The organism is Cellulomonas massiliensis JC225 (genome assembly GCF_000312005.1).
Lineage (GTDB): Bacteria > Actinomycetota > Actinomycetes > Actinomycetales > Cellulomonadaceae > Cellulomonas > Cellulomonas massiliensis.
Map to the genome: position 1 here is coordinate 160,222 of NZ_HE978588.1, position 11,235 is coordinate 171,456.

The 11,235-nt window shown below is 73.8% G+C and carries 11 protein-coding genes; 4 read left to right on the forward strand and 7 right to left on the reverse strand.

Going from position 1 to position 11,235, the window contains the following annotated elements; genetic code table 11:
* Positions 1-200 precede the first annotated feature (200 nt).
* The 3 genes from xseA to HGCM_RS00780 all read left to right on the forward strand — a co-directional run bounded on the left by xseA (position 201) and on the right by HGCM_RS00780 (position 2,872).
* The gene (gene xseA, locus HGCM_RS00770; RefSeq protein WP_019134992.1) at positions 201-1,574 is read left to right on the forward strand and encodes an exodeoxyribonuclease VII large subunit; all 1,374 of its coding nucleotides are present in this window, start codon (positions 201-203) and stop codon (positions 1,572-1,574) included.
* Positions 1,571-1,837, forward strand: coding sequence for an exodeoxyribonuclease VII small subunit (locus tag HGCM_RS00775; RefSeq protein ID WP_019134993.1), 267 nt, complete (start codon positions 1,571-1,573; stop codon positions 1,835-1,837). Before xseA ends, HGCM_RS00775 begins: the two co-directional genes overlap by 4 nt.
* Before the next feature lie 84 nt (positions 1,838-1,921).
* Positions 1,922-2,872 carry a carbohydrate kinase family protein gene (locus HGCM_RS00780; RefSeq protein ID WP_019134994.1) on the forward strand — a complete coding sequence of 317 codons (951 nt, stop codon included), beginning with the start codon at positions 1,922-1,924 and terminating at the stop codon, positions 2,870-2,872.
* A gap of 57 nt (positions 2,873-2,929) precedes the next feature.
* Here HGCM_RS00780 and HGCM_RS00785 read toward each other — a convergent pair whose 3' ends face one another.
* The 4 genes from HGCM_RS00785 to HGCM_RS00800 are packed head-to-tail and all read right to left on the reverse strand — an operon-like array spanning position 2,930 to position 7,300.
* Entirely contained in the window at positions 2,930-4,192 is a 1,263-nt protein-coding gene (locus tag HGCM_RS00785) for an ABC transporter ATP-binding protein (protein WP_019134995.1), read from the reverse strand.
* Between the two features lie 20 nt (positions 4,193-4,212).
* Positions 4,213-5,052, reverse strand: coding sequence for a carbohydrate ABC transporter permease (locus HGCM_RS00790; RefSeq protein WP_019134996.1), 840 nt, complete (start codon positions 5,050-5,052; stop codon positions 4,213-4,215).
* The gene (locus HGCM_RS00795; RefSeq protein WP_019134997.1) at positions 5,052-6,020 is read right to left on the reverse strand and encodes a carbohydrate ABC transporter permease; all 969 of its coding nucleotides are present in this window, start codon (positions 6,018-6,020) and stop codon (positions 5,052-5,054) included. The genes HGCM_RS00790 and HGCM_RS00795 overlap by 1 nt, the downstream gene beginning before the upstream one ends.
* Positions 6,017-7,300 (reverse strand): extracellular solute-binding protein, encoded by a 1,284-nt coding sequence (locus HGCM_RS00800; protein WP_019134998.1) that lies wholly within the window; start codon positions 7,298-7,300, stop codon positions 6,017-6,019. Before HGCM_RS00800 ends, HGCM_RS00795 begins: the two co-directional genes overlap by 4 nt.
* Positions 7,301-7,438: 138 nt before the next feature.
* Between HGCM_RS00800 and HGCM_RS00805 the strand changes: the two genes are divergently transcribed.
* A complete protein-coding gene (locus HGCM_RS00805) occupies positions 7,439-8,092 on the forward strand; it encodes a carbonic anhydrase (RefSeq protein ID WP_019134999.1) in 654 nt (217 codons plus the stop codon).
* Positions 8,093-8,099: 7 nt separating this feature from the next.
* Here the strand turns inward: HGCM_RS00805 and HGCM_RS00810 are convergent, their stop codons facing one another.
* The 3 genes from HGCM_RS00810 to HGCM_RS16270 all read right to left on the reverse strand — a co-directional run.
* Positions 8,100-9,191: a UDP-N-acetylmuramate dehydrogenase gene (locus HGCM_RS00810; RefSeq protein WP_019135000.1), complete on the reverse strand. Its 1,092-nt coding sequence runs from the start codon at positions 9,189-9,191 to the stop codon at positions 8,100-8,102.
* A 22-nt stretch (positions 9,192-9,213) separates the two neighbouring features.
* Positions 9,214-10,503: an MFS transporter gene (locus tag HGCM_RS00815; RefSeq protein ID WP_019135001.1), complete on the reverse strand. Its 1,290-nt coding sequence runs from the start codon at positions 10,501-10,503 to the stop codon at positions 9,214-9,216.
* Positions 10,504-10,525: 22 nt separating this feature from the next.
* Positions 10,526-11,235: MFS transporter (locus HGCM_RS16270; protein WP_019135002.1), on the reverse strand; the 710-nt coding region annotated here is incomplete at its 5' end.

The following is an 11,235-nucleotide window of genomic DNA, read 5'->3' on the forward strand; positions in this document are numbered from 1 at the left end:
GGGCGCGGCCGGGTCGGCGGCGCGCGCGGGCGCGGACGGGCTCGTCAGGGACGGATCGCTCACGTCGCCAGTCTAGGCCGGGCGGTCGCCGCGCCCGGGTCGGGGACGGCCCGGCGTGCGCAACCCCACACGCCCTTCACGACCCCGCCACCGTCCGGCCCACGCAGCGGCGCGTCGGCGCGATGCGGCAGGGTGGGGGCGTGAGCACCGACGAGGGACCCGAGGCGACGACCGCGGGCCGGCTCCCCCTGCCGGAGCGCGCGGGAGAGACCACGCCGGAGCGCCCGTGGCCCGTGCGGCACCTCGCGCCGAAGATCGAGGCGTACATCCAGCGCATGCCGCCGGTGTGGGTCGAGGGGCAGGTGCTCAACCTCAAGTTCTGGAACTCGCTCGCCTTCCTCACGCTGCGCGACACCGACCTGGACATGTCGCTGTCCGTGACGACGTCCGCGCACGCGATGCGGCGGCTGGGCAGCAAGGTCGGCGACGGCGCCCACGTGGTCGTGCACGCGCGTCCGCAGTTCCACGCGAAGCGCGGCGAGCTGAGCTTCGCGGCGGACGAGGTGCGCCTCGTCGGCATCGGCGAGCTGCTGGCACGGATCGAGCACCTCAAGGGGGTGCTCGCCGCCGAGGGCCTGTTCGCCGCGTCCCGCAAGCGGACCCTGCCGTTCCTGCCGGCGGTGGTCGGGCTGGTCTGCGCCCAGCAGGGCGACGCGGAGCACGACGTCGTGACGAACGCGCGCGCCCGCTGGGCGGGCGTGCGGTTCGAGGTCCGCCGCGTGACGGTGCAGGGCCCGCGCGCGGTCGGCGAGGTGTCGGCGGCGGTCCGCGAGCTCGACGCGATGCCGCAGGTCGAGGTCATCGTCGTCGCGCGCGGCGGTGGCTCCTTCGAGGACCTCCTGCCGTTCTCGAACGAGGCGCTCGTGCGCGCGGTCGCCGCCTGCCGGACCCCGGTCGTCAGCGCGATCGGGCACGAGCAGGACACGCCGCTGCTCGACCTCGTCGCCGACCTGCGCGCCTCGACGCCGACGGACGCGGGCAAGCGCGTCGTCCCCGACGTGACGGAGGAGCGGGCTCGGCTGGTGCAGGCGCGCCAGCGCGCGCGGGCCGCCCTCGTCGCCCGGCTCGCCCGCGAGCAGGCCGCGGTCGACCACTGGCGCAGCCGACCGGTGCTCACCGCTCCCGGCACGCTCGTCGACGCGCACGAGCAGCGGGTCCACGCGCTGCGGGACTCGGCCCGCCGGACGTTCGGCGCCGCGCTGGAGCACGCCTCCGCGCGCGTCGAGGGGCTCGCCGCGCAGGTCCGGGCGCTGTCGCCCGCCGGGACCCTCGAGCGCGGCTACGCGGTCGTGCAGCGACCGGACGGGCGTGCGGTCCGCGACCCGGACGAGGTGGCCGACGGTGACGCGCTGCGGGTCCGGGTCGCGCACGGCGCCTTCGCGGCGCGTGTCGTCGGGACGGACGACCCCGGCGCCGGGACGCCTCGGGCTGGTTCACTGGGGGCACGGACCTCGGGGCGCGCTCCCGCACGACGCTCCCCGGACGACGCACGACGGCAGACAGGACGACGGTGACCGACCCGACCCCCTCCGGCGCGCCCGACGTGGCGACGCTCTCCTACGAGCAGGCGCGCGACGAGCTCGTCGCCGTCGTCGGCCGGCTCGAGGCCGGCTCCGCCTCGCTCGAGGAGTCCCTCGCCCTCTGGGAGCGCGGCGAGGCGCTCGCCGCGCGCTGCCAGGAGTGGCTCGACGGCGCGCGGGAACGGCTCGCGGCCGTGCGCGGCGAGCGCCCCGCGTCCTCGTCGGAGCCGGAGCCGCCGGACGCCGAGGACGACTGAGACCCCTCGTCGCTCACAGCGAGACCACCCCACCCGCCCGCCAGGCCGCCGGACCACGGCGGCCCTCCCGCCCAGGAGCGCTGCATGTCCCTCAGCGACACCCCGCCCGCCGACCAGCCCGACGGCCGTGCGCTCGTCGTGGGCGAGGCCCTCGTCGACGTCGTCGCCCGCCCGGACGGCACGCGCGCGGAGCACCCCGGGGGCAGCCCGGCGAACGTGGCGCTCGGGCTCGGCCGCCTGGGGCGCCGCGTGGACCTGCTGACCTGGCTCGCCCCGGACGGCGCTGGCGACCTCGTGCGGGCGCACCTGGAGGCGTCGGGCGTGCGCGTCCTGCGCGGCGACCGGACGCCCGCGACGACGCCGCTCGCGACCGCGCACCTCGACGCCGCCGGCGTGGCGACCTACGAGTTCGACCTCACGTGGGACCTGCCGGACGCGTGGGACGAGGACGGCCGGCCGCCGCTGGTCGTCCACACCGGCTCCATCGCGACCGTGCTGGAGCCGGGCGGCGCCAAGGTGCTGCGGCTCGTCGAGCAGCGGCGCGCGACGTCGACCGTCACGTACGACCCGAACCTGCGGCCCGCTCTCATGGGCAGCCCCGAGCACGCGCGCCCGCAGGTCGAGGCGTTCGTGCGCGCCGCCGACGTGGTCAAGGTCTCCGACGAGGACCTCGCGTGGCTGCACCCCGGCGTCGCGCCGGCCGAGATCGCCGAGACGTGGGCGCGCAGCGGTCCGGCGCTCGTCGTGGTCACGCACGGGGGCGAGGGCGCCTTCGCGGTGACCGGGGCCGGCGCGCGGCTGCAGGTGCCGGCGCCGGCCGTCACCGTCGCCGACACGGTCGGCGCCGGGGACTCCTTCATGGGCGGCCTGGTCGACGGCCTGTGGACCGCGGGCCTGCTCGGCGCCGACCGGCGCGAGGCGCTCGCCGACGTGAGCGCCGAGGTCGTCGAGGCGGTGCTCGCGCGCTGCGTGCGGATCGCGGCGATCACGGTCTCCCGAGCGGGCGCCAACCCGCCGACGGCCGCCGAGCTCTAGGCGCACCCCACCGCGCGGCCGGTCGCGGACCCGGCCGCACGGCTGGGGGTGCCCGCGTCAGGAGGCCGCTGCGGCCGCCTCCCGCGCGTGCGCGCGCTCGAGCGAGGCCTTGCGGTCGACCTCGTTCTGCGCGTCGATCTCCTTGGCCGCGTCGGCGTCGAACGTGAGGTTCTCGCCCGTCTCCGGGTCGAAGACCATCGCCCTGGCGGGGTCGAACCAGATCGTCGCGGTGTCGCCGTCCCGGACCCGGCTCTCGGAGTCCAGCGCGACGACGAGCTGCGTGCGCAGTCCCTCGCCGTCCAGGTCCCGGTCGAGCTCCTCCAGCGTCTTGGCGACGTCCGGGTTGGTGTCGAACGGCACGTACGCGAACAGGTCGGAGCCGAGCCACTCGGTGACGTCGACGTTCGCCTCGAACGTCACGCCCGTGCCCTTCTTGCCCTCCTCGAGCAGCGAGGCGTCCTCGAAGTGCTCGGGGCGGATGCCCACGACCAGCACGCGACGCCCGCCGCCCGCGCGTGCCACGCCGGCGGGCGCCGGCATGTCGGCGAACGGCAGGTGCAGCACGTCGCCGTCGAGCTCGCCCGGCGCGAAGTTCATGGGGGGCGAGCCGATGAAGCCGGCGACGAACAGGTTGACCGGCTGCTCGTAGAGCCCACGCGGCGAGGCCACCTGCTGCAGCTCGCCCTTGCGCAGCACCGCGACCCGGTCGCCGAGGGTCATGGCCTCGGTCTGGTCGTGCGTGACGTAGACGGTCGTGGTGCCCATGCGGCGCTGCATGCGCGCGATCTCGGTGCGCATCTGGCCGCGCAGCTTCGCGTCGAGGTTGGACAGCGGCTCGTCGAAGAGGAACGCGTCGGCGTCCCGGACGATCGCGCGCCCCATCGCGACGCGCTGGCGCTGCCCGCCGGAGAGGTTCGCGGGCTTGCGCTGCAGGTGGTCCTGGAGCTCCAGCGTGCTGGCGGCGCTCTCGACCTTGCGCGTGATCTCGTCCTCGGAGAACTGCCCCTTGCTGAGGCGCAGCGGGAAGGCGATGTTCTCGAAGACCGTGAGGTGCGGGTACAGCGCGTAGTTCTGGAACACCATCGCGAGCTTGCGGTCGCGCGGCGCACGGTCGTTCATGCGCGTCTCGCCGATGTACAGGTCGCCCGACGTGATGTCCTCCAGGCCGACGATCATCCGCAGCAGCGTGGACTTCCCGCACCCGGACGGCCCGACGAGGATGACGAACTCGCCGTCCTTGATGTCGAGGCTGACGCCCTTCACGGCCGGGTAGCCGTCGCCGTACTTCTTGACGATGTCCTTGAGGGTGATGCTGGCCATCGGAACTCCTTCGGGATGGGTCAGCCCTTGACGGCGCCTTGCGTCAGGCCGGAGACGATCTGCCGCTGGAACAGCAGGACGAGGATGACGACGGGGATGGTCACGACGACCGCGGCGGCGGAGATCGCACCGGTCGGCTCCTCGAACTGCGAGGCGCCGGTGAAGAAGGCGAGGGCCGCGGGCACCGGGCGGGCGGCGCTCGTCGACGTCAGCGAGATGCCGTAGACGAAGTCGTTCCACGCGATGAAGAACGCGATGAGCGCGGTGGTGAACACGCCCGGCGCCGCGAGCGGGACGATCGCCTTGCGGAACGCCTGCCAGCTCGTCGCGCCGTCGACCTGCGCGGCCTGCTCCAGCTCCCACGGGATCTGGCGGAAGAACGCCGCCAGGGTCCAGATGGAGATCGGCAGCGTGAGCGACAGGTACGGGATGATGAGGCCGAGCCACGTGTCGTACAGGCCGATGTTGCGCCACACGTTGAACAGCGGCGTGACGATCGAGATCACCGGGAAGATCGAGACCCCGAGCGCGGTGGTGAGCACGAGCCGCTTGCCGGGGAAGTCGAGCCGCGCGATCGCGTAGGCGGCGATGGTGGCGAGGACGACCGCGATCGCCGTCGAGATGAGCGAGATGCCGATCGAGTTGCGCAGCGCCGGCAGGAACAGGTCCCGGGCGGAGCCGTCCGGGCCGAGGATCTGCTCGTAGTTCGTCGTCGTCCACGTCTTGGGCCAGAACGTGCCGATGTTGAGCTCGCTGGGGAGCTTGAACGACGTGGCGAAGATCGACACGACGGGGAACAGCGCCCACACCATGACGAGCACGAGGATCACGCCCCAGACGACCCTCTGGCGGGTGGTCATCATCGGCCCTCCCCTCTCGCGCTGGCCAGGTCGACCTTGAAGAGCTTGATCGCGATGAAGCAGATGAGGATCACGCACAGGAACAGCAGCACGGAGATCGCGGAGCCGAGCCCGATCTCGAGGCGTCCGATCGACGTGCGGTAGGCGAGCAGGGACAGCACCGTCGTGCCGTTGGCGCCGTTCGTCATGATGAAGACGTTGTCGAAGATCCGGAACGCGTCCAGCGCCCGGAAGAGCACCGCCACCATGATCGCGGCCTTCATGTTCGGGACGATGACGCGGGCGAACCGCTGCCACCACGTCGCGCCGTCGACCTCCGCGGCCTCCTCCAGCTCGGTCGGCACCTGCGCGAGGCCCGCCAGCAGCAGCAGCGAGATGAACGGCGTCGTCTTCCAGATCTCCGAGGCGCAGATGACGAACAGGCTCGTGCCCTGCTGGGCGAACCAGTTGAGGTCCGGGCTGATGCCCGGCACCCAGTCGAACCAGTGGTTCACGAACCCCGACTGGATGTCGAACATGTAGAACCACGCGAACGCGGAGACGACGGTGATGATCCCGTAGGGGACGAGGATCGCGGTGCGCAGGACCCCGCGCAGCGACGTGATGGCGCGGTGCATCACGAGCGCGAGCGCGAAGCCGAGGATCAGCTCGATGACCACGGTGACGACCGTGATGAGGAGCGTCACGAGCAGCGCGCTCCAGAAGACCTGGTCCGTGAGGACGGTCTGGTAGTTCCCGAGGCCGACGAACTTCTGGTCGTCCGGCGCCGTGAGGCGGTACTGGAACAGCGAGTCGTACAGCGCCTGGAGGATCGGGTACAGCGTGACGGCCAGCATGACGACGAACGCCGGTCCGGCCAGCAGCCAGCCCAGCCGGGCCTCCGCCCTGGCGCGGTCGCTGCGCACGGGCCGGCCGGGCCTGCCGGTCCGCTGCCCCGCGGGCGCTCGGGTCTCGACGTGGGTGCTCACAGCAGCGCCTCCCCTCGCAGCACGGCCGTGATGAACTCCGACGACTCCTTCGGGGTCGTGTCGGGGTTGACCGAGGCCGGCGGGTGCCACGTCTCCTGCAGACCGGTGGAGACCTCGTTGTAGTACGGCGTCTGCGGGCGGGGGGCCGCCTGCTCGAGCGACTGGCGGATCACGTCCGCCATCGGGAAGGCCTCCTTGACCTGGGGGTCGTCGTAGGCCTTGGTGTTCGACGCCGGGTTGCCGTTCGTCGCCATGTAGAACGCCTGGTTGTCGACGCCGACGATGCACTGCGCCGCCTCGTACGCCTGGTCGACGTAGTTGCTGAACGCGCCGACGCCGAGGCTGATCCCCCCGTAGGGCGGCCGGGCGTCCTCGCCCTCCTCCACGCTCGGGTAGATCGCCCAGCCGATGTCGTCGACGAGATCCTTCGGCAGCGTCCCCGCCTCGACGCCCGCGTTCGTGGCGGACCAGACGAACGGCCAGTTGACCATGAACGAGCCGCGGTCCCCCTGGAAGGTCACCATCGACGCGTTCTCGTCGGCGGTCGGCAGCCCGGCGCCGCCGGTGCCGTCGCGGCCGATCTGGCCGATGATGTCCGCCGCCTTCTTCCCCGCCTCGCTGTCGAGCCCCAGCTTCACCTCGTCCGCGGACGCCTCGGGGTTCTCGACGATGTGCCCACCCGCCGACTCGACCAGGGCGTTGACCCACACCGTGAGCGACTCCGCCTTGGCGCCCTGGACGCCGAGCAGCTTGTCCTGGTCCTTGGCCGCGTCGATGATCTGCTGCCACGTGACGCCCTCGCTCGGGTCGAGCCCCGCCGCCTCAGCCACCGACTTGCGGTACCAGAGCAGCTGGGTGTTGGCCCAGAACGGGACGGCGACCAGCTTGTCCTTCCAGGTCGACGCGTCCAGGGCGCCCTGCACGACGTCCGCGCTCACGGCCTGCGCGACGTCGTCCGGCACCGGCGCCAGGAAGCCGGGCTCGGCGAGCTCCGGGATGAACGGGGGATCCAGGCTCATGATGTCGATCGAGGAGTCCTTCGCCGCGAGCCGGCGGGCCAGCTGCTCACGCTGGCTCGCCGCGTCGCGGGGCAGGACCTCGGTCGCGATCCGGTACGCGCCGTCGGCGGCCTCCGTGCACCGCTGGGCGATCTCCGCCTGGCCCCCGTCGTCCGGGTTGATGTACCAGGTCAACGTGGGTGGACCGGACTCCCCCGAGCACGCCGCCAGGGGCGCGAGCAGGGCGAGACCGATCGCTGCCGTGAGCGCTCGTCGTCGCACTGGTCCTCCTCGACCGGTGGATCCGTCGAGACAGTCCTATCGCCGTCGGGCCGAAAGCGCACCTGCAACTTCACGGGGGGCCGGGCCCGCGTCGCGGACGCCCCTGCGCGAGGGCCCCGCTCCTGCCACGATGGCGCCGTGACGACGACGACCCCCACCACTCCCGCGCAGGCCTGGGCGGCGCTGCGCGACGGCAACGCCCGGTTCGTGAGCGGCGAGATGCAGCACCCGTCGCAGTCGATCGACCGCCGCGCCGAGGTCTCCTCCGAGCAGCACCCGTTCGCGGTGATCTTCGGGTGCTCCGACAGCCGCGTGGCGGCGGAGATCATCTTCGACCGCGGGCTGGGTGACCTGTTCGTCGTGCGGACCGCCGGCCACGTGCTCGACACGACCGTCATCGGCTCGATCGAGTACGGCGTCGAGGTGCTCGGCGCGCCCCTGGTCGTCGTGCTCGGCCACGACTCGTGCGGCGCCGTCGCGGCGGCGACCGCCGCGCTCACCGACGGCCAGCTCCCGAACGGGTTCGTGCGGGCCGTCGTCGACCGCGTCATCCCGAGCATCGTCAGCCTGGTCGGCCCCGACCGTCCCCTGTCGGCCGTCGACGCCGCGACGCTCGGCCACGAGCACGTCAAGCACACCGTCGACATGCTGCAGTCGTACTCGGTCACCCTGGCCGAGGCCATCGCCGCCGGCCGGTGCGCCGTCATCGGCCTGGAGTACGACCTGGCGGACGGCCGCGCGCACCTCACCGCCGCCGTCGGCGACGTCGGCGAGGAGCCCCACGCCCGCTGAGCGCCGCCTACAGGCTCAGGCCGACCAGGACCGGCTCCGGCTCCAGGTCGATCGCGAAGCGCTCGCGCACGCCGTCACGGACCTCGCGCGCGAGAGCGACGAGGTCCTCGGCGCTGGCGTCGCCGCGGTTCGTGAGCGCGAGCGTGTGCTTCGTCGAGAGCGCCGCGGGTCCCGGGGCGCCGAAGCCCTTGGAGAACCCGGCGTGCTCGATGAGCCACGCGGCGCTGGTCTTGACCTGGCCGTCCGCCGCGGGGAACACCGGGGCGCCCTCGGGCACGCGCTCGGGCGCGAGGATCGGGTTGGTGAAGAACGAGCCGGCGCTCCACGTGTCCGGGTCGGACGCGTCGAGGACCATGCCCTTGCGGCCGCGCAGCTCGAGCACGGCGGCACGCACGTCGAGCAGCGGCGCCCGGTCGCCGATCTCGACGCCGAGCGTCCGGGCCAGCTCGCCGTACGCGATGGGCGCCGACAGCGTCCCCTGGCGCAGCTGGAAGGTCACGTCGAGCACGACGTAGCGGGGCGTCGGGCCCCACGGCGCCCGCGGGTCGTCCGGGTCGCCGGCGACGGGCGTGCGCATCGAGCGCTTGAGGAGCGACGTGCGGTAGCCGAACCGCAGGTCGACGAGGGGCAGGGTGCGCACCCGGGCTCGCTCGCGGTCCCACACGCGCACGGTCGCGATCGTCTGCGACACCTCCTGGCCGTACGCGCCGACGTTCTGGACGGGCGTGGCGCCGGTCGAGCCGGGGATGCCGGACAGCGCCTCGATCCCGTAGAGCCGGTGGCTCGTCGCCTCGACGACGACGTCGTCCCACGGCGTGCCGGCCGGGACCTCGTACGTCACGCCGGCGCACGCGCTGTGGTCCGGCACCGTGATGCCGGTGCGCACGTCACGGACGACCACGCCGTCGAACCCCGCGTCGGCGACGAGGAGGTTGGAGCCACCCCCGACGACGAGCAGCGGCTCGCCGGACTCGTCCGCGGACCGCACGGCGTCGATGAGCTCGGCCTCCGACGTCGTCTCGACGTAGCGCGCGGCGGGCCCCCCGACGCGGAGCGTCGTGAGGTCGGCCAGGGCGGGGGCTGCGGTCACCTCGGTCACCGCACCAGGCTAGACCGGCGGCTCAGGCGCGGCGCGCGGCCTCCTCGTCGGCGGCGTCCGCGTCGACGGGCCCGTCGACGGTCTCGCCGCGCGCGGGCGGCGCGGCGGCGTTCACCACGACGAGCCCGAGGACGACCGGCACGACGATGACGAGCAGCGCGTTGCGGTACCCGACGTGCGCGGCGAGCAGGCCGAGCAGCGGGGGGCCGGCGAGGAACGCCGAGTAGCCGATCGTCGAGACGACGCTGACGCGCGCGGCCGCGCGGGCCGGCTCGTCGGCGGCGGCGCTCATCCCGACCGGGAACCCGAGCGCGGCGCCCGCGCCCCAGATGACGATGCCGACCAGCGCGAGCCACAGGACGTCGACGAGGCCGAACAGCAGCAGGCCGACGAGCGCCAGGCCGGCGCACAGCCGCAGCACCGCGACCCGGCCGTAGCGGTCGAGCAGCTGCGTGCCGAACCAGCGCATCGTCGTCATCGCGGCGACGAAGACCCCGAACGCGGCGGCGCCGAGGGCGTGGCTCGTGTCGAACCCGTCCACGACCGCCAGCGACACCCAGTCGTTGGCGGCGCCCTCGGTGAGGGCGGCGGCCAGGACGACGAGCCCGATCAGCAGCGTGCGCGGCTCCAGCCAGGCCTGCAGGGCGCCACGAGCGCCGCGCGGGGCGGCTGCGGCCGGGTCGCCCGTGTCCGTCCGCCCGTCGGCGGGCAGCTCGTGCTCGACGCTCGACGGCAGGAAGCGGCGCACCACGATCCACACCACGACCGTCGTCACGACGACGACCACGGGGATGTGCACGACCACCGGGACGTGCAGGCCGGCAGCGAGGGCGGCCAGCCCGGCAGCGGCGACCGTTCCCAGCGAGAACCCCGCGTGGTACCGCGGCATGACCGTGCGCCCGAGGTGCTGCTCGACGGCTGCGCCCTCGAGGTTCATGGCCGCGTCCCACACGCCCGTCCCGACGCCGAACACCGCCATGCCGACCGCGACGACCAGCACCTGCCCGAGCGCGACGCCGGCGGCGGCGATGCTCAGACCCGTCGCGTTGATCGTCGCGAAGACCGCGACGGTGCGGCGCGCACCGAGACGCTCGACGACCAGCCCGGACACCGGCAGCGCGAGCAGCGAGCCCACCGAGCCGACGAGCAGCAGCGCGCCCATCTGCGCCGGGGAGAAGCCCAGGCCGTCGCGGATGGCGGGCAGGCGGGACGCCCACGTCGCGAAGTTGAAGCCGTTGAGCACGAACACCACGAAGACGGCCACGGACGCGCGGCTCACGAGACGCGCGGGCAGGGTCGAGGGGCTGGTCACAGGTCCTCCAGGGAGCGGCAGGTCACCGGGCACCGGCCGGGACCACGTCGTCGAGGTCGATCATGGCAGGAGCGTCCGACGCGGACCGCGCGGGGGCGGCGGCGTCGGGCGCGGGGTCGACGGGTGCGGGAGAGGCGGGGTCGTCCGCGTGGTCCGGCCGGACGACGTGCGCGAGCGCGATGCTCAGGACGAGCGCGACGGCGAGCAGGACGAGCGCGTGGCGCGCGCCGACCGCCTCCGCGGCGAAGCCGAGCAGCGGGGGCGCGGCGATCGACGCGACGGACGAGAACGACGAGATCACCGCGACGCGGCCGGCCGCGCGCAGCGGGTCGTCCGAGGCCGCCGCGATCGCGATCGGCACGGCCAGCGCCGCACCGAAGCCCCATGCGGCGACGCCCGCGCCGGCCAGGACGATCGACGGCGCGAAGCCGAACAGGAGCAGGCCGACGAGCGAGACGACGCCGGACGCCCGCAGCACCGCGACCCGCCCGTAGCGGTCGAGCAGGCGCGTGCCGAGCAGGCGCACGAGGGTCATCGCGGCGACGAACACCGCCAGCACCACGCCGCCGACCGCCTCCGTGCTGGCGAACCCGTCGACCACGGCGAGCGACAGCCAGTCGTTGGCGGAGCCCTCCGAGAGCGCGGCGGCGAGCAGGACGACACCGATGAGCAGCGTGCGCGGCTCGCGCCACGCGTCGAGCGCGCTCGCCAGCCGGCCCGCGCGCCCCGGCC

What these genes read in the sequence shown, in the direction of transcription:
- HGCM_RS00785 (WP_019134995.1), bottom strand. Translation starts at nt 4,192, where the DNA reads ATGGCCAGCATCACCCTCAAGGACATCGTCAAGAAGTACGGCGACGGC.
- HGCM_RS00790 (WP_019134996.1), bottom strand. Translation starts at nt 5,052, where the DNA reads ATGACCACCCGCCAGAGGGTCGTCTGGGGCGTGATCCTCGTGCTCGTC.
- HGCM_RS00780 (WP_019134994.1), top strand. Translation starts at nt 1,922, where the DNA reads ATGTCCCTCAGCGACACCCCGCCCGCCGACCAGCCCGACGGCCGTGCG.